This is a genomic window from Klebsiella sp. C349492 (genome assembly GCF_042055345.1).
GTDB lineage: Bacteria > Pseudomonadota > Gammaproteobacteria > Enterobacterales > Enterobacteriaceae > Klebsiella > Klebsiella scottii.
In genome coordinates this window covers 79,625-96,463 of the sequence record NZ_JANQCE010000008.1, presented here as the reverse complement: position 1 = coordinate 96,463, position 16,839 = coordinate 79,625, and the positions used below count along the sequence as shown (strand labels likewise).

General features: G+C 57.2%; 17 protein-coding genes. 7 read left to right on the top strand and 10 right to left on the bottom strand.

Translation table 11 applies throughout. The features are described 5' to 3' along the window. The first annotated feature begins 49 nt into the window (after nucleotides 1-49). A complete protein-coding gene (locus NWP14_RS24075) occupies nucleotides 50-808 on the top strand; it encodes a DeoR/GlpR family DNA-binding transcription regulator (protein ID WP_346430391.1) in 759 nt (252 codons plus the stop codon). A 37-nt stretch (nucleotides 809-845) separates the two neighbouring features. On the opposite strand, the gene speD is transcribed toward NWP14_RS24075, so the two are convergent. From speD to NWP14_RS24060, 3 genes are all read right to left on the bottom strand, one after another. Beyond that, complete coding sequence (speD, locus tag NWP14_RS24070; RefSeq protein ID WP_095103728.1) at nucleotides 846-1,640, bottom strand: adenosylmethionine decarboxylase; 795 nt, start codon at nucleotides 1,638-1,640, stop codon at nucleotides 846-848. A gap of 14 nt (nucleotides 1,641-1,654) precedes the next feature. Continuing rightward, nucleotides 1,655-2,524 carry a polyamine aminopropyltransferase gene (gene speE, locus NWP14_RS24065; RefSeq protein ID WP_331834572.1) on the bottom strand — a complete coding sequence of 290 codons (870 nt, stop codon included), beginning with the start codon at nucleotides 2,522-2,524 and terminating at the stop codon, nucleotides 1,655-1,657. Nucleotides 2,525-2,703: 179 nt separating this feature from the next. Further along, a complete protein-coding gene (locus NWP14_RS24060) occupies nucleotides 2,704-3,051 on the bottom strand; it encodes a YacC family pilotin-like protein (protein WP_095104103.1) in 348 nt (115 codons plus the stop codon). Nucleotides 3,052-3,195: 144 nt separating this feature from the next. Here NWP14_RS24060 and cueO point away from each other — a divergent pair, with 144 nt between their 5' ends. Continuing rightward, complete coding sequence (cueO, locus tag NWP14_RS24055) at nucleotides 3,196-4,788, top strand: multicopper oxidase CueO (protein ID WP_375216115.1); 1,593 nt, start codon at nucleotides 3,196-3,198, stop codon at nucleotides 4,786-4,788. Between the two features lie 95 nt (nucleotides 4,789-4,883). Here cueO and NWP14_RS24050 read toward each other — a convergent pair whose 3' ends face one another. Then, nucleotides 4,884-7,274, bottom strand: coding sequence for a glucose/quinate/shikimate family membrane-bound PQQ-dependent dehydrogenase (locus NWP14_RS24050; protein WP_375216114.1), 2,391 nt, complete (start codon nucleotides 7,272-7,274; stop codon nucleotides 4,884-4,886). A gap of 204 nt (nucleotides 7,275-7,478) precedes the next feature. Between NWP14_RS24050 and hpt the strand changes: the two genes are divergently transcribed. Beyond that, complete coding sequence (gene hpt, locus NWP14_RS24045) at nucleotides 7,479-8,015, top strand: hypoxanthine phosphoribosyltransferase (RefSeq protein ID WP_346430390.1); 537 nt, start codon at nucleotides 7,479-7,481, stop codon at nucleotides 8,013-8,015. 100 nt (nucleotides 8,016-8,115) lie between these two features. Here the strand turns inward: hpt and can are convergent, their stop codons facing one another. Continuing rightward, the gene (can, locus tag NWP14_RS24040; protein WP_045859826.1) at nucleotides 8,116-8,778 is read right to left on the bottom strand and encodes a carbonate dehydratase; all 663 of its coding nucleotides are present in this window, start codon (nucleotides 8,776-8,778) and stop codon (nucleotides 8,116-8,118) included. 106 nt (nucleotides 8,779-8,884) lie between these two features. Here can and NWP14_RS24035 point away from each other — a divergent pair, with 106 nt between their 5' ends. From NWP14_RS24035 to NWP14_RS24020, 4 genes are all read left to right on the top strand, one after another. Next, on the top strand, nucleotides 8,885-9,811 hold the full coding sequence (locus NWP14_RS24035) for an ABC transporter ATP-binding protein (protein WP_095103723.1): 927 nt from the start codon (nucleotides 8,885-8,887) through the stop codon (nucleotides 9,809-9,811). After that, complete coding sequence (locus NWP14_RS24030; protein WP_045859825.1) at nucleotides 9,808-10,578, top strand: ABC transporter permease; 771 nt, start codon at nucleotides 9,808-9,810, stop codon at nucleotides 10,576-10,578. Before NWP14_RS24035 ends, NWP14_RS24030 begins: the two co-directional genes overlap by 4 nt. A 120-nt stretch (nucleotides 10,579-10,698) precedes the next feature. Continuing rightward, complete coding sequence (locus NWP14_RS24025) at nucleotides 10,699-11,139, top strand: PTS sugar transporter subunit IIA (RefSeq protein ID WP_095103721.1); 441 nt, start codon at nucleotides 10,699-10,701, stop codon at nucleotides 11,137-11,139. Between the two features lie 63 nt (nucleotides 11,140-11,202). After that, nucleotides 11,203-12,450, top strand: coding sequence for a polysaccharide deacetylase family protein (locus NWP14_RS24020; RefSeq protein WP_375216113.1), 1,248 nt, complete (start codon nucleotides 11,203-11,205; stop codon nucleotides 12,448-12,450). Nucleotides 12,451-12,485: 35 nt separating this feature from the next. On the opposite strand, the gene panD is transcribed toward NWP14_RS24020, so the two are convergent. From panD to pcnB, 5 genes are all read right to left on the bottom strand, one after another. Next, entirely contained in the window at nucleotides 12,486-12,866 is a 381-nt protein-coding gene (gene panD, locus NWP14_RS24015; protein WP_095103716.1) for an aspartate 1-decarboxylase, read from the bottom strand. Nucleotides 12,867-13,015: 149 nt separating this feature from the next. Next, the gene (gene panC, locus NWP14_RS24010; protein ID WP_375216112.1) at nucleotides 13,016-13,870 is read right to left on the bottom strand and encodes a pantoate--beta-alanine ligase; all 855 of its coding nucleotides are present in this window, start codon (nucleotides 13,868-13,870) and stop codon (nucleotides 13,016-13,018) included. Between the two features lie 11 nt (nucleotides 13,871-13,881). After that, entirely contained in the window at nucleotides 13,882-14,673 is a 792-nt protein-coding gene (gene panB, locus NWP14_RS24005; RefSeq protein ID WP_331834579.1) for a 3-methyl-2-oxobutanoate hydroxymethyltransferase, read from the bottom strand. Nucleotides 14,674-14,790: 117 nt separating this feature from the next. Beyond that, nucleotides 14,791-15,270 (bottom strand): 2-amino-4-hydroxy-6-hydroxymethyldihydropteridine diphosphokinase, encoded by a 480-nt coding sequence (gene folK, locus NWP14_RS24000; RefSeq protein ID WP_095103713.1) that lies wholly within the window; start codon nucleotides 15,268-15,270, stop codon nucleotides 14,791-14,793. Beyond that, nucleotides 15,267-16,661: a polynucleotide adenylyltransferase PcnB gene (gene pcnB / locus NWP14_RS23995; RefSeq protein WP_095103712.1), complete on the bottom strand. Its 1,395-nt coding sequence runs from the start codon at nucleotides 16,659-16,661 to the stop codon at nucleotides 15,267-15,269. The genes folK and pcnB overlap by 4 nt, the downstream gene beginning before the upstream one ends. Between the last annotated feature and the right edge of the window lie 178 nt (nucleotides 16,662-16,839).

Genomic DNA, 16,839 nt, shown 5'->3' with positions numbered 1-16,839 from the left:
TTAAGCGCTGGCGTGGCTATCGGCTCGCAACGTGAAAGATGAAAGGTATATGAAGTCACAAAATCGATTAGACCAGATTCTGGACTATCTGAAAGGCCATAATCTGGTCACCGTTGAACAACTGGTTACCGCTATTGACGCTTCCCCCGCGACCATACGACGCGATCTGATTAAGCTGGATGAGCAGGGCGTGATTAATCGCAGCCACGGCGGCGTGGCGCTTAACCGCTTTATCCCTGCTCAGCCGACGACGAATGAAAAGCAGCTGCTGCATCCCCAGGAAAAGAGCGCGATTGCCCAGCTCGCCCTGTCGATGATTAAAGCCGGAGATTCGGTCGTGCTGGATGCCGGGACGACGATGCTGGAGCTGGCGCGTAACCTGACTTCGCTGCCGCTGCGCGTGATTACATCCGATTTACGCATCGCCCTGTTTCTCTCGGAGTTTAAGCAGATAGAGGTGACCATTATCGGCGGTCGCATCGATGACAGCAGCCAGTCGTGCATTGGCGATCACGGTCGTAAGCTGCTGCGCGGTATCTACCCGGATATCGCATTTATTAGCTGTAATTCGTGGAGCCTGGAGAAGGGAATTACCACTCCCACGGAAGAGAAGGCCGGGCTCAAGCAGGATCTGGCGCTGAATGCGAGCCGCCGGGTGCTGTTAGCGGACAGCAGCAAGTATGGCTCCTGGTCGCTGTTTTGCGTCACCCCGCTTGCCAGCCTGACGGATATCGTCACCGATCGCGGCCTGGCGACCCAGGCACAGGAGGCGCTCGCCAACCTGCCGTGCCAGCTTCACCTGGCATAACCAGGCAGCGCCGCCGCCGCGGCCCTGCCTGCGTCTCTTAGATATGCGGAATGTTGCGGGCGTAGTAAATCTCGCGCATCTCTTTCCACAGCAGGTCGGTAATGACCCTGCGCTCCTCTTCGCTTAAATCTTCCGGCCGGGTATGGAACATGTAGTGCTTCAGGTCGAACTCCTTCAGCAGCATCTTGCTGTGGAAGATATTTTCCTGGTACACGTTGACGTCCACCATGTCATACAGCGCCTTGATGTCGTCGGACATAAAGTTCTGTATTGAGTTAATCTCGTGATCGATAAAGTGCTTCATCCCGTTGATATCACGCGTAAAGCCGCGAACGCGGTAATCAATGGTGACGATATCGGACTCCAGCTGGTGAATAAGGTAGTTCAGCGCCTTCAGCGGCGAAATGACGCCGCAGGTTGAAACTTCAATATCAGCGCGGAAGGTACAGAGCCCGCCCTCGGGATGGCTTTCCGGGTAGGTGTGGACGCAGATATGGCTTTTATCAAGGTGGGCGACCACGGTTTCCGGCAGCGGGCCCGGATGCTCGCTTTGATCGATAAGCTGCGGGTCAATCGGTTCTTCACTGACCAGAATGGTGACGCTGGCGCCCTGCGGCTCATAATCCTGGCGCGCGATATTCAGGATGTTGGCGCCGATTATCGAGCACGTCTCGGACAAAATCTCGGTCAGGCGGTTGGCGTTATAGAGTTCATCGATATAGGCGATATAGCCGTCGCGCTCTGCTGCCGTTTTGGCATAGCAGATATCGTAAATGCAAAAACTCAGGCTCTTGGTCAGGTTGTTAAAGCCGTGCAGCTTCAGTTTTTTCAATTTAGTTCACCCCCTTACTTAAGATCGCTGACGGACAGCGCATCCTGCAGATATTGCGGTAGGGCGAATGCCGCCGTATGAATTGCCGGGTTGTAATAACGGCACTTCAGGTTTGCTTTGTGAAAGCGTGCCTGGATAATTTCGCCGGAAAGATGGCGCAGCGCGTCGTTATCCGTCGCCCAGGCGAAGGTCATAATGCCGCCGTAATAGGTGGGTACCGCCGCCTGATAGAAGCTGACGTCGCTGAAATAGTGGCTCAGCTTGCGGTGGCTGTCGACGGCTTCGTCCTGCTGCAGAAAGCTCACGCCGTTCTGGGCGACGAAAATTCCGCCGGGGTTCAGGCAGCGCTTACAGCCCTCATAGAACGCTGAGGTGAACAGGCTTTCGCCGGGACCAATTGGGTCGGTGCAGTCGGAGATGATGACGTCAAACGTTTGCGTCGTCTGGTTAACAAAATTGACGCCGTCATCAATAACCAGCGTAAAGCGCGGATCGTCGTAGGCGCCGGCATTGTGGTTTGGCAGGTACTGGCGGCAGAAAGAGACTACGCCCGCGTCTATCTCAACCATGGTGATAGTTTCGATATGGGGATGACGGGAGACTTCGCGCAGCATTGCGCCATCGCCGCCGCCGATAATCAGCACGTGCTTCGCCTGGCCGTGGGCCAGCAGCGGCACGTGGGTCATCATTTCATGATAGATAAACTCATCGCGCTCGGTGGTTTGCACCACGCCGTCCAGCGCCATCACGCGGCCAAAAGCGGCGTTCTCAAAAATGATCAAATCCTGATGATCGGTCTTCTCGTGATACAGCACGTTATCAACGGTAAAATACTGACCAAAATGGTCGTGCAGTGTTTCATGCCACAGGTTGCTATCGGCCACGGGTTGATTCCTCCTTTGTTAACATCTGTTACACCCGTAAAAAACGAGCGCAACATCATAGCCAACTATAGATGAGGATGCACGGCGGATATTGCAGCCATGCGCGCGCGGGCAAATACGCCTGAAAATAGAGGCGATAGCGGGCGGATATTTTTTGGCGGCGGGCTTATTTAACGACGTTATTTAACGTAAGCCAGCAGGCTTAGGGAATCGCGCGCCAGCGCCTTACATTTTTTTGGGGTCGAAATCTTGATGCCGCTGAGATCGCGGTAGCTGTCTTCGCCGAGCGCTTTCATATTAAAGCTGTCGTAGTTGCTCAGATCCCATTGATTCTGTTGAGCAAAGAAGACCAGCGCGCGACGGATCTGGGTATTAGGCAGGTTCTGGTAACCGCAGTCGTTTTTCAGAAAAACAAATACCGCTGTTAAATCAGCCATATCTTCCGCTTCCGACTCGCTTAACGCGTAGCTATTGGCGGATAGTGCAAGCAGGCTGCCGAGCACTAGTGTTCTGCAAAGCGTCTTCATTTTGTTTACCATTGAATCACGGACGAACAAAGTTAGCATACTTCTTTACATGACGCCGAGCTTTATTCTTACTCTTCTGCTTGACCTTCCCGTTGCTGGAGGGTTTAAGCTCAAAAGTTCACCAGCAGAATAAAAGGATGTGAAATGCAACGTCGTGAATTTATCAAATTAACCGCCGCGCTTGGCGCATTCAGCGCGCTTCCGCTCTGGAGCCGCCCGGTGTTTGCCGCCGCTCGTCCGGCATTGCCGATACCAGACCTGCTCGCCGCCGACGCGCGTAATCGCATCACGTTAACCATCCAGGCCGGGAAAACGCAGTTTGGTCCTCACAGCGCGACCACCTGGGGCTATAACGGCAATCTGCTGGGCCCTGCGCTGCGCCTCAAAAAAGGGCAGGCGGTAACCGTTGATATTCATAACCGCCTGACCGAAGAGACCACCGTGCACTGGCACGGGCTGGAGGTCCCCGGCGAGGTTGACGGCGGGCCGCAGGGAGTCATTGCGCCGGGGGCTTCCCGCAGCGTGAGCTTCACGCCGACGCAGCGGGCCGCCACCTGCTGGTTCCACCCGCATCAGCATGGTAAAACCGGACGCCAGGTTGCGATGGGCCTGGCGGGTCTGGTGCTGATTTCCGATGAGGAGAGCGAGCGCCTGCTGCTGCCGAAGCAGTGGGGGATCGATGATGTGCCGGTGATCGTGCAGGATAAGCGCTTCACCGCCGCCGGCGAAATTGACTATCAGCTTGATATCATCAGCGCCGCCGTCGGCTGGTTTGGCGATACGCTGCTGACCAACGGGGCGCTCTATCCCGAGCACGCCGCCCCGCGCGGCTGGCTGCGTCTGCGCCTGCTTAACGGCTGCAACGCCCGCTCGCTGAATTTCGCCGCCAGCGATGGCCGGCCGATGTACGTGGTGGCCAGCGACGGCGGGCTGCTTGCCGAGCCGGTCAAAGTGAGCGAGCTGCCGATATTGATGGGGGAACGCTTTGAAGTGCTGGTGGATACCAGCGACGGTAAAGCCTTCGATCTGATCACGCTGCCGGTCAGCCAGATGGGAATGGCGATTGCGCCGTTCGATAAGCCGCAGCCGGTGCTGCACGTCCAGCCGTTGACGATTCAGGCATCCGGCCAGCTGCCGGATGCGCTGGCGGCGCTGCCCGGGCTGCCGCCGCTGGCAGGCCTGACCCAACGCACGCTGCAGCTGTCGATGGACCCGATGCTGGATATGATGGGAATGCAGGCGCTGACGAAAAAGTACGGCGATGGGGCGATGTCAGGCATGCACCACGGCAGCATGATGGATAGCGGCGGCATGGGAAATATGAACCACGGCGAGAGGGGTAAAATGGACCACGCGGGTATGGGGCAGATGAACCACGGCGGCAACGCGTTCGACTTCCATAACGCCAATCGTATCAATGGCAAAGCTTTTGACATGGACGTGCCGATGTTCGCCGCGGCGAAGGGGCAGTATGAACGCTGGGTGATTTCCGGCAAAGGCGACATGATGCTGCACCCGTTCCATATCCACGGAACCCAGTTCCGTATTCTGTCGGAAAACGGCCAGCCGCCCGCCGCGCATCGAACGGGATGGAAAGATACCGTGCGGGTCGATGGCGGCGTCAGCGAGGTGCTGGTGAAGTTCGAGCACGACGCGCCGAAGGAGTTTGCCTATATGGCGCACTGCCATCTGCTGGAGCATGAGGATACCGGCATGATGCTCGGCTTTACGGTCTAGCCCGGCCGCAGGGCCTGGCTCCGCAGGCTATCCTGCAAAACCGCAAAAGAAAAGGCCCGGTTCTCACCGGGCCTTTTGCTCTTTGACTTCAGCGGTTATTTCGCCTCATCCGGCAGGGCGTAAGCGACGATGTAGTCGCCCATTTTGGTCCCGAACGAACCGTGACCGCCGGCGGAGATGACAACATACTGCTTGCCATCAACCTCGTAGGTCATCGGCGTCGCCTGGCCACCCGCCGGCAGGCGGGCCTGCCACAGCTTCTCACCGTTGCTCATATTGTATGCGCGCAGGTAGTTATCCGCGGTGGCGCCAATAAACAGCACGTTACCCGCCGTGGAGATTGGGCCGCCCAGCATTGGCATCCCGAGATTAAACGGCAGCTGGACAGGCATCGGGAACGGCAGGCTGTCCTGCGGCGTCCCGATGCGCTTTTTCCACACCACTTCGTTGGTCTTCAGATCCAGCGCGGAGATATAGCCCCAGGCCGGCTGTTTGCACGGCAGGCCAAACGGTGACAGGAACGCGTTAAGGGTTACGCCAAACGGCACGCCATACTGCGGCTGAACGCCGGACTCGGTACCGGAACCTTTAGCATCTTTTGGCGGCTCCATTGGGTTGCCCGGGCCGCGTGGGATCAGCTTAGAGACGAACGGCAGCGCCATCGGGTTGGCAATCGCCACCTGACGGTTCGGATCGACGGAGATACCGCCCCATTCGAACATCCCGAGGTTACCCGGGAATACCAGCGTACCTTGCTCAGACGGCGGGGTGAAGATGCCTTCATAGCGCAGCTGGTGGAAGATAACGCGGCACACCAGCTGGTCGAACATGGTGGCGCCCCACATATCCGCACCGGTCAAATCTTTCTTCGGACGGAAGCTCAGGTCGGAGAACGGCTGCGTTTTCGCAACGTAATCGCCTTTCGCCGCGCCCTGCGGAACCGGTTTTTCCGGCGCCGGGACAACCAGCTCGCCGTTACGACGGTCCAGAACGAAGATGTTGCCGGTTTTGGCCGGCGCGTAGATAACCGGTACGGTCTTACCGTTGACGTCAATATCTGCGAGGGTTGGCTGCGACGGCATATCCATATCCCACAGATCGTGATGAACGGTCTGGTAGCTCCATGCCAGTTTACCGGTGGTCGCGTTCAGCGCGACGATAGAGCTGGCGAAGCGCTCCTGCTCCGGCGTACGGTTACCGCCCCAAATATCCGGAGTGGTGACGCCCATCGGCAGATAGATTAAATCCAGCTTCGCGTCATAGGCCGCAGGCGCCCACGAGTTAGGGGAGTTCAGCGTAAAGTGGTGCTGGTCATCGGGAATCGCGTTCGGGTCTTTGGCGCCCGGATCGAACACCCACTGCAGCTTACCGGTATTGACATCGAAACCACGAATGACGCCCGACGGCTCGCGGGTGGAGAAGTTATCGGTCACCGCGCCGGCAATGATAATAGTGGTATCGGTGACGATCGGCGGGGATGTCGGTTCGTACATTCCCGGAGTGGTCACCGGCATATTGGTCTGCAGGTTGAGGATCCCTTTATTGGCAAAGGATTCGCACAGCTGACCGTTGTCGGCGTTAATGGCGAACAGGCGACCATCGTTGACCGGCAGGATGATGCGGCGCGGACAGTTGGCGACCACGTCAGCCGGCGCGCTGTCGGCTTTGGCTTCGTGGTAAGAGACGCCGCGGCAGGTCACGTGCTGGAAGGACGGGTCCGCGTTCAGCTGCGGATCGAAGTGCCACTTCTCTTTCCCGGTCGCCGCGTCCAGGGCGAACAAACGCTGATGGGCGGTACACAGGTAGAGCATGTTGCCGACTTTAATCGGCGTCACTTCGTTAGTGATCTCACCCGGATCGTTCGGCTGCTTCAGGTCGCCGGTGCGGAACACCCAGGCTTCCTTAAGGTTCTTCACGTTATCGGCGTTGATTTGCTTCAGCGGCGAATAGCGTTGACCCTCCTGGTTACGGCCATATGCCGGCCAGTCGCCGTCGGCAACGGCGGAGATCGGGGCCGCAGGCGTGGCGTCGGCGCTCAGGGTGCCGTTCACTTCCTGCGGATCGTTAAATCCGGCCCAGGTCAGGATCCCGCCGCTGATCAGCAGGGCGATAACCAGCCCGGCGACCGCACCGGCGGAAGGGACGGGCAGACGGCGCCAGACAAAGGGCAAAATCAGCCAGATGCCGAAGAATACCAGGATATCGCTACGCGGGGTGAGCGCCCAGAAGTCGAAGCCGACCTCCCAGACTCCCCAAATCATCGTGGCGAGAAGCAGCGCGGCGTACAGCCAAAGCGCTGAACGCTTACCGCGCAGCAGCATAACGGTGACGGCGAGCATAACCAGACCGGCAATCGGGTAGTACCAGGAGCCGCCGATGGCCGCCAGCCATACCCCGCCAACTAAAAGATAGAGACCACAGAACGCTGCAAAGAGAGCAGTCAGCGTCACGAGTCGCCGTGATTGTTGAGATTTTGTTTCTGCCATAGAAGGTTACTCGTTTTGTTTGTTAATTTTTTAGATGCAATTAATTATAGGATTTAACAAGTGTGATCGGAATCACAAAATGGCTTTTATTATTCCCTGCACCGCAGATTTCTTTTTACTGGTATACTGGTCAGCTTGCCGGTCAACGTCGATGTGAGAGCAGCGGCCTTGATGATTTATCTTAAGAATCAAATGGTTAGTTTTATGAAACATACTGTAGAAGTGATGATCCCGGAAGCCGAGATCAAAGCACGTATCGCCGAACTGGGTCGTCAAATCAACGAATGCTACAAAGACAGCGGCAGCGAAATGGTGCTGGTGGGGCTGCTGCGCGGCTCATTTATGTTTATGGCCGACCTGTGCCGCGAAGTTCAGGTGCCGCATGAAGTCGATTTTATGACCGCTTCCAGCTACGGCAGCGGCATGTCCACGACCCGCGACGTTAAAATCCTCAAGGATCTGGATGAAGACATTCGCGGTAAAGATGTCCTGATCGTGGAAGACATCATCGACTCCGGCAACACGCTCTCCAAGGTGCGTGAGATCCTCAGCCTGCGCGAGCCGAAATCGCTGGCCATCTGTACGCTGCTGGATAAGCCGAGCCGTCGCGAAGTGAGCGTACCGGTTGAGTTTGTCGGCTTCGCTATCCCGGACGAGTTCGTGGTCGGTTACGGTATTGATTACGCCCAGCGCTATCGCCATCTGCCGTACGTGGGCAAAGTGGTGGTGCTGGACGAGTAGGGCGCAGGTGAGCAATATTGCGGTGCCCGGCTAAGCAGCGTGCCGCCGGGTTTATCCGGTCCAGTGCAGGCTGCCTGCCCGGATACGGAAAGCGCGTCAGTTACTTGTGATTGACGTGCTTAATTTTGAGGTTGGAAATTCCGTGACGGTAGCGCTGTTCGAGAGTTTCGCGACTGACGGCGGTAACGTCGAGATCGCGCAGCAGGCCATCGTGGATACCGTAGGCCCAGCCGTGGATCGTCACCTTCTGCCCGCGTTTCCACGCCGAGCGCATAATCGTTGAGTGACCCAGGTTATAGACCTGCTCCATCACGTTCAGCTCGCACAGCGTATCAAGGCGACGCTCTTCGGGCATCTCGCCCAGCAGCGAACTGTGTTTAAACCAGATATCGCGAATATGCAGCAGCCAGTTGTCGATCAGGCCCAGCTCGGTGTTTTCAATCGCCGCCTGCACGCCGCCGCAGCCGTAGTGGCCGCAGATGATGATATGTTCGACCTCCAGCACATCAACGGCGTACTGCACCACTGAAAGACAGTTCAGGTCGGTGTGAATCACCAGATTGGCAACGTTGCGGTGCACAAACAGTTCGCCAGGCTCCAGGCCAGTTAACCGTTCAGCGGGTACGCGGCTATCAGAACATCCAATCCACAGAAAGCGCGGTTTTTGCGCCTGAGACAAGGTTGCAAAAAAACCGGGATCTTCTTCCACCAGCATTTTTGACCATAGTGCATTATTGCTGATGAGTGTATCTATATCGTTCATGGACGTTCACGGCCTATAACCAGGTAAGTGCGTTGCGCTAATATAGGTTAACCTCACGTTTTTTAAAACAACCCATCGCGTGTCACGACACGAGAAGAGATATTTAATGACCATTGCTCTGGAATTAAAACAGCTTACAAAAACCTACCCCGGCGGGGTTCAGGCGCTGCGGGGGATCGATCTGCAGGTTGAAGCAGGCGACTTTTATGCGCTGCTGGGCCCTAACGGCGCGGGTAAATCCACCACGATTGGCATTATCAGCTCGTTGGTAAATAAAACCTCAGGTCAGGTCAACGTCTTTGGCTACGACCTGCAGAAGGACGTGGTTAACGCCAAGCGCCAGCTCGGCCTGGTGCCGCAGGAATTTAACTTTAACCCCTTCGAAACCGTGCAGCAGATCGTCGTCAATCAGGCGGGCTACTACGGCGTTGAGCGTAAAGAAGCGGTTATACGCAGTGAAAAATACCTGAAACAGCTCGATTTATGGGAAAAGCGCGGCGAGCGCGCGCGGATGCTATCCGGCGGCATGAAGCGCCGGCTGATGATCGCCCGCGCGCTGATGCACGAGCCGAAATTGCTGATCCTCGATGAGCCGACGGCGGGCGTGGATATCGAACTTCGCCGCTCGATGTGGGGTTTCCTCAAGGATTTGAACGATAAAGGCACCACCATTATCCTGACCACCCACTACCTGGAAGAGGCGGAGATGCTGTGCCGCAATATCGGCATTATTCAGCGCGGAGAGCTGGTGGAGAATACTTCCATGAAAGCGCTGCTCGCGAAGCTTAAATCTGAAACCTTTATTCTCGATCTGGCGCCGAAAAGCCCGCTGCCGGTGCTCGAAGGCTATCATTATCGCCTGGTGGACACCTCAACCCTGGAAGTTGAGGTGCTGCGCGAGCAGGGGATCAACAGCGTATTTTCTCAGCTGAGCGCGCAGGGCGTTCAGGTTTTAAGCATGCGTAACAAAGCCAACCGCCTGGAAGAGCTGTTTGTCACGCTGGTACATGACAGGAAAGGAGAATCAGCATGATGCAGCTGTACTGGGTCGCGCTGAAAAGCATCTGGGCCAAAGAGATCCACCGTTTTATGCGTATCTGGATCCAGACGCTGGTGCCGCCGGTGATCACCATGACGCTCTATTTCGTCATTTTTGGCAACCTGATCGGCTCGCGCATCGGCGAAATGCACGGCTTCACCTATATGCAGTTTATCGTGCCGGGCCTGATTATGATGGCGGTGATCACTAACGCCTACGCCAACGTGGCCTCCTCTTTTTTCAGCGCTAAATTCCAGCGTAATATTGAGGAGCTGCTGGTGGCGCCGGTGCCGACGCACGTGGTTATCATCGGCTACGTTGGCGGCGGCGTGGCGCGCGGGCTGTTTGTGGGGATCCTCGTCACCGCGATCTCGCTGTTCTTCGTCCCGTTCCAGGTTCACTCCTGGCTGTTCGTTGGGCTGACGCTGATCCTGACTGCCATCCTCTTCTCGCTGGCGGGTCTGCTGAATGCGGTATTTGCCAAAACCTTCGACGATATCAGCCTGATCCCGACCTTCGTGCTGACGCCGCTGACCTATCTCGGCGGGGTCTTCTATTCTCTGACCCTGCTGCCGCCGTTCTGGCAGGCGCTGTCGCATCTTAACCCGATCGTCTACATGATCAGCGGCTTCCGCTACGGCTTCCTCGGCATCAACGATGTTCCGCTGATTACCACCTTTGGCGTACTGGTGGTATTTATCGTCGCGTTCTATCTGCTGTGCTGGTCTCTGATCCAGCGCGGACGCGGTCTGCGCAGCTAGCGGGCGATATTTGGCGCTTCGCTGACCGATTAGGCGAAGCGCTATCCGCTAATCTTGACTGCCATCACCGACATCAATCATTCCCCTTGTTAAATTAGCCTCCTGCTAAGGAGGTAGGCGATGTTAGGTTGGGTAATTGCTTGTCATGACGATAAAGCGCAGGAACTGCTGGACCGTCTGGAAAAAAAATATGGCCCGTTGACGCAGTGTCGGGCGGTGAACTACTGGCGTAATCTCAGCAGCAATATGCTGAGCCGGATGATGTGCGACGCGCTGCACGCAACCGATAGCGGCGATGGCGCGATCTTTCTGACCGATGAAACCGGCGCGGCGCCGTATCGGGTCGCGGCGCTAATGAGCCATAAGCATACCCACTGCGAAGTGATCTCCGGAATCGACTATCCATTGTTAGAGAGAATGTATCTTCTGCGCGAGAGCCTGAGCAGCGAAGCGTTTCGCGAGGCGATAGTCAGCGCCGGAGGCCCGGTAGTCAGCAGCCTCTGGCACCAGCAGCAAAAGAATCCGCCTTTCCGCCTGCTGCATGAAGCGTTCGGCAATTAGGCGTTGGTATTGATGGCGCTTTTGTTACAATGGCGGCAGTTTCTTTCCAGCGGTTAGACGTCGATGTTTGCCCGAATCTTTGCTCTGCTCCTCCTGCTGACGTCGCTCAGCGCCTCTGCCAGCCTGTTAAGCCAACAGGGCGTTCCTGCTCGCTATATGCAAACCGCTGAAGACGCGGTTATCTGGGCGCAGATCGGCAATCAGGTGGTCAGCGTCGGTAATATCCGGGCCGGGCAAATTATTGCCGTCGTGCCGACGGCCGCCGATTATTATGAATTCAGCTTCGGCTTTGGTACCGGTTTTATCGATAAAGGCCATCTGCAGCCGGTGCAGGGTAAGCAGCGGGTGGAGGACAGCCTTGGCGATTTGCATAAGCCGCTGAGTAATCAAAACCTGCTCACCTGGAAAGATACCCCGGTTTACGACGCGCCATCCAGCGGCAGCGCGCCGTTCGGCACGCTGGCCAATAATTTGCGCTATCCGATAATCAGTAAGCTGAAAGATCGGCTGAATCAGACCTGGTTTCAAATTCGTATCGGCAATCGCCTGGCGTGGGTCAGTAGCCTGGACGCCCAGCAGGATAACGGCATTCCGATCCTCACCTATCATCATATCCTGCGTGATGAAGAGAACACCCGCTTTCGCCATACCTCGACCACCACCTCCGTACGCGCCTTCAGCAACCAGATGACCTGGCTGCGCGACCAGGGCTACACCACCCTGACCATGTATCAGCTGGAAGGCTACGTGCGCAATAAGGTCAACCTGCCGGCGCGTGCGGTGGCGATCACCTTTGATGACGGCCTGAAGTCGGTCAACCGCTACGCCTGGCCGATCCTCAGGCAGTATGGCTTTCACGCCACGGCGTTTATTATCTCCTCGCGCATTAAGCGCCATCCGCAGAAATGGGCGCCTAAATCGCTGCAGTTTATGAGTATTTCTGAGCTGAAGCAGATTCAGGACGTCTTTGACGTGCAGTCGCATACCCATTTTCTGCATCGGGTTGATGCCTGGCATCATCCGATTCTGCTGAGCCGCAGCTACCACAACATCCTGTTTGATTTTGAGCACTCGCGCCGCGCCTTGACGCAGTTTAATCCGCACGTGCTGTATCTCTCCTATCCGTTTGGCGGCTATAACGCCACGGCGGTCAAAGCCGCGAACGATGCCGGTTTTCATATGGCGGTGACCACGGTGAGAGGGAAGGTGAAACCCGGGGATAATCCGTTCTTATTGAAGCGGCTCTATATTCTGCGCACGGATTCGCTGGAGACGATGTCGCGGCTGATCAGTAACCAGCCGCAGGGATAGCTCGACGCCCGTCCTGAGCAGGGCGTCGCAAGGCATCAGGCAACCTGGACCGGAATGGCTTTGGCCTGGCGCTTCATTTCGTTGTCGCCTTCAAAATAGGCGACCTTTGGCCGCCAGCTGCGGGCTTCTTCATCGCTCATGGTGACGAAGCTGGCGATGATCAGAATATCGCCGACGCTGGCGCAGTGCGCCGCCGCGCCGTTAACGGAAATGATTCTGGAGCCGCGCTCGGCGGCGATGGCGTAGGTGGTGAAGCGGTTACCGTTAGTCACGTTCCAGAGATGGATCGCCTCATTTTCGAGGATCCCGGACGCATCAAGGAAATCCTGGTCAATAGCGCAGGAGCCTTCATAGTGCAGATCGGCCTGGGTGACTTTTACGCGGTGGAGTTTGCCCTGCAGCATATTACGAATCATAGTGTCTACCTTTATTCCCGTCATACTTCAAGCGGCATACAGGCTGGCTGCACTCGAACTATTGCGGGTATCTACCTGACGAAAACGAAGCGGATGTCGCATCCGCTTGAGCAAATGCCGGGCAGTATTGCCCGGTTTTTAACCTTTGTCTACAGGCCGAGCTCGACGATTTTATTGTCGATAAGACGCGCCTGGCCGAGCCATGCTGCCATCAGGATCACCGCCCGTTGGCTGGTTTCCGTCAGCTCCAGCAGCGTATCCGCATCGCGGATCTGAATATCGTCGGAGCGGAAGCCCTTTTCGTCCAGCTCCTGCCCGGCAAGGGTAATCATTTCATCCAGATTACGCTCGCCGGCCGCCAGCTTTTCCGCCACGCTATTCAGCACTTTATACAGCCCTGGGGCGATCTTGCGCTGGTCAGCGGTAAGGTAGCCGTTGCGTGAACTGAGCGCTAAGCCATCTTTGGCGCGGATAATCGGTACGCCGATAATCTCGATATCGTAACCCATGTCGGCAACCATCTTGCGGATCAGCGCCAGCTGCTGGAAATCCTTCTCGCCAAAGCAGGCAACGTCCGGCTGCACCAGGTTGAACAGTTTGCTGACGATGGTGGAGACGCCGCGGAAGTGGCCCGGACGGCTGGCCCCTTCAAGCATGGTCGACAGGCCTGGAACATCGACGTAGGTCTGACCTTCGGTACCGTGCGGATAGATTTCCGCCGGAGCCGGTGCGAATACGAAGTCCACTTTGCGTTTGTTCAGCTTCTCGCAATCGTCCTGCAGCGTGCGCGGGTAGCGCGTCAAATCGTCAGGGCGGTCGAACTGCATCGGGTTAACGAAAATGCTGACCACCACGACGTCAGCGCTGGCTTTCGCTTCATCAACCAGCTTCATATGACCGTCATGCAGGTTGCCCATGGTGGGGACCAGCGCAATGCGCTTGCCTTCCTGACGTAAACGGCGGATATGCTGACGCAGCAGCGGCAGGGATTCAATAATCAGCACAACAAGACTCCTTAATGGAAACTGTGTTCTTCGCCCGGATAGACGCCGGACTCCACTTCGGCAATATACTGCCGTACCGCCGCGCGTATGTCGCCTGCTGCGGCGAGGAAATTTTTAGCGAATTTAGGGATATGGCCGCCGGTGATGCCGAAGGCGTCATGCATAACGAGGATTTGCCCGTCGGTAACGTTGCCCGCGCCGATGCCGATCACCGGGATGGTCAACGCGTCGGTAACGCGCTGGGCCAGCGCGACCGGCACGCACTCCAGCACCAGCAGCTGCGCGCCTGCGGCTTCCAGCGCCAGCGCGTCGTCAAGCAGCGTTTGGGCCGCATCGCCGCGTCCCTGAACCTTATAGCCGCCAAAAACGTTAACCGACTGCGGCGTCAGGCCAAGGTGACCACAAACCGGCACCGCCCGTTCCGTCAGCATTTTTACGGTCTCAGCCAGCCACGCGCCGCCTTCGATTTTGACCATATTCGCCCCCGCGCGCATCACCACGGCGGCATTGGCAAAGGTCTGTTCCGGCGTGGCGTAGGCCATAAACGGCAGGTCGGCGAGCAGCAGGCAGGCCGGAGCGCCGCGACGTACTGCCTGGGTGTGGTAGGCAATGTCTTCGACCGTCACCGGCAGCGTGGAGTCGTGGCCCTGTACCGTCATGCCCAGCGAGTCGCCAACCAGCATCACGTTGATGCCTTCATCGGCAAACAGCCTGGCGAAGCTATAGTCGTAGGCGGTGATCGTGGCGAAGCGCTTCTTCTCCTGTTTGCATTTCTGCAGCAGGGCGATAGTGGTCGGTTTCATAACGTTTCCTGATGATGAAAGTCATATTAACCGGCATTCTAACAGCAGCATTGGAGGGGGCAACGGTTTTAGGCAACCGATGACCACGATTGCCGTAATTGCTTAAAGCCGCGGGGACTACCAGAGGGCGGGTTTATCGGCAGCGAGCCGGGTCAGTACGGTGCGTAACGCGACGCCGTCAGGAAAATGGAGTTCAGGGGCAATCTCAAACAGCGGCCACAGCATAAAGCCGCGGTTTTTCATGTCGTAATGCGGCACCGTCAGGCGTTCGCTGTCAATAACCTGCTCGCCAAACAGCATGATATCAAGATCGAGCGTGCGCGGGCCCCAGCGTTCGGCCTTGCGTTCGCGACCCTGCTGCAGCTCGATGCGCTGGGTATGATTCAGCAACTCTTCTGCGGCAAGCCCGGTCTCCAGCGCGACGGCGGCGTTAAGGTAGTCAGGCTGATCCTGCGGTCCCAGCGGCGGCGTGCGGTAGAAAGAGGAGACGGCGACGATCCGGCTGTTGGGGATCTCCGCCAGCGCAGCGACGGCAGCATTAACCTGCTCCAGAGGAGCGGCCAGATTGCTGCCGAGGGCGATAAAGGCGAGCGTCATGCGCCGCCCGGGCGCGGGGCGCGTTTGCGTGGACGACGATGACGGCGGCGCGGCGCCGGCTCTTCATCGAGTTCGTTCAGCATATCTTTTTGATCTGGCGGCGGGGCTACCTGGAACTCGCCCCACCATTTGGTCAGGCGCAGCAGCTCGCCGTTCTTTTCGGCGCCGGCGCGCAGCTCAAGCAGATCGTACGCGGCGCGGAATTTTGGATGCTCCATCAGCTTCCACGCGCGTTTGCCCTGGCGGCGGGACATCCGCAGCTGCAGCTGCCAGATATCGCGAACCAGGGTGGTGATGCGCTTCGGAATCGCCAGCGTACGGCAGGCTTCGTCCAGCACGTCGTTCATCGCCAGCAGGAAGGCGTCGTTGTACGCCAGGCCGCTTTCCTGGGTAATTTTCTGCGCCATTTCCAGCAGCGGATACCAGAACATCACCGCAAACAGGAACGCCGGATTAACGCGCATATCGTTATGGATGCGGTTATCCGTGTTCTTCAGAACCTGGGTGATGATGTGCTCCATCGGACTATCGCCGTGCTCGGTAAAGTAGCGGGTGATGGTCGGGAACAGCGGCTGGAACAGGTTGTATTCGCGCAGCAGCATATAGGTATCAAAACCGTAGCCCGCCTGCAGCAGCTTCAGCACTTCTTCAAACAGACGCGCCGGAGGGACGTCGTGAAGCAGCGCCGCAAGGCGCGGGATCGGCTCGGCGCTTTCTGCGCTGATGCTCATATTGAGCTTGGCGGCAAAGCGCACCGCGCGCAGCATGCGTACCGGATCTTCGCGGTAGCGGGTTTCCGGATCGCCAATCAGGCGGATAACGCCTTCCTGCAGATCCCTCATGCCGCCAACGTAATCGCGCACGGTAAAGTCGGCAACGCTGTAGTAAAGGCTGTTAATGGTGAAATCGCGGCGCTGGGCATCTTCTTCGATGGAGCCGAAGATGTTATCGCGCAGCAGCATGCCGTTCTGGCCGAGCTGCGAGGTTACGCGATCGGTCGTATGCCCTTCGTGGTGACCACGGAAGGTGGCGACTTCGATAATCTCCGGCCCGAACATGACGTGAGCCAGACGGAAACGGCGACCGACCAGGCGGCAGTTGCGGAACAGTTTACGTACCTGATCCGGGGTAGCGCTGGTGGTGACGTCGAAATCTTTCGGTTTCTTGCCAAGCAGGAGGTCGCGTACGCCACCGCCGACGAGATAGGCTTCGTAGCCCGCCTTGTTCAGTCGATAGAGCACCTTGAGGGCATTATCACTGATATCTTTGCGGGAAATTGCATGCTGTTCACGCGGGATAACCGTCATATGCGTTTGTTCGACGGCGGCTTCTGCCTCGCGTTCCTCACGGCTTAGCACCTTACGGCAAAAATTAGCGACTCGGGTAAAAATGTTGCACCTCGTAGTGTCAGACTGACTTCAGGACCAAAAAGCTACTCTATGGACTTCAGATTGCAGCACGGCGACAGGCTTGTGGGCTCCCGGTTGCATAGCGAACTATGTCACCTGGGCGGACAAATGCGGCTATCGCAGCGGCAATGCGTAAGGCGATGAGTAAAAATTGCGGCTA

What these genes read in the sequence shown, in the direction of transcription:
- NWP14_RS24025 (WP_095103721.1), top strand. Translation starts at nt 10,699, where the DNA reads ATGTTAGGTTGGGTAATTGCTTGTCATGACGATAAAGCGCAGGAACTG.
- panB (WP_331834579.1), bottom strand. Translation starts at nt 14,673, where the DNA reads ATGAAACCGACCACTATCGCCCTGCTGCAGAAATGCAAACAGGAGAAG.
- can (WP_045859826.1), bottom strand. Translation starts at nt 8,778, where the DNA reads ATGAACGATATAGATACACTCATCAGCAATAATGCACTATGGTCAAAA.
- NWP14_RS24030 (WP_045859825.1), top strand. Translation starts at nt 9,808, where the DNA reads ATGATGCAGCTGTACTGGGTCGCGCTGAAAAGCATCTGGGCCAAAGAG.
- NWP14_RS24020 (WP_375216113.1), top strand. Translation starts at nt 11,203, where the DNA reads ATGTTTGCCCGAATCTTTGCTCTGCTCCTCCTGCTGACGTCGCTCAGC.
- folK (WP_095103713.1), bottom strand. Translation starts at nt 15,270, where the DNA reads ATGACGCTCGCCTTTATCGCCCTCGGCAGCAATCTGGCCGCTCCTCTG.
- NWP14_RS24060 (WP_095104103.1), bottom strand. Translation starts at nt 3,051, where the DNA reads ATGAAGACGCTTTGCAGAACACTAGTGCTCGGCAGCCTGCTTGCACTA.
- cueO (WP_375216115.1), top strand. Translation starts at nt 3,196, where the DNA reads ATGCAACGTCGTGAATTTATCAAATTAACCGCCGCGCTTGGCGCATTC.
- hpt (WP_346430390.1), top strand. Translation starts at nt 7,479, where the DNA reads ATGAAACATACTGTAGAAGTGATGATCCCGGAAGCCGAGATCAAAGCA.
- panD (WP_095103716.1), bottom strand. Translation starts at nt 12,866, where the DNA reads ATGATTCGTAATATGCTGCAGGGCAAACTCCACCGCGTAAAAGTCACC.
- NWP14_RS24035 (WP_095103723.1), top strand. Translation starts at nt 8,885, where the DNA reads ATGACCATTGCTCTGGAATTAAAACAGCTTACAAAAACCTACCCCGGC.
- NWP14_RS24075 (WP_346430391.1), top strand. Translation starts at nt 50, where the DNA reads ATGAAGTCACAAAATCGATTAGACCAGATTCTGGACTATCTGAAAGGC.
- NWP14_RS24050 (WP_375216114.1), bottom strand. Translation starts at nt 7,274, where the DNA reads ATGGCAGAAACAAAATCTCAACAATCACGGCGACTCGTGACGCTGACT.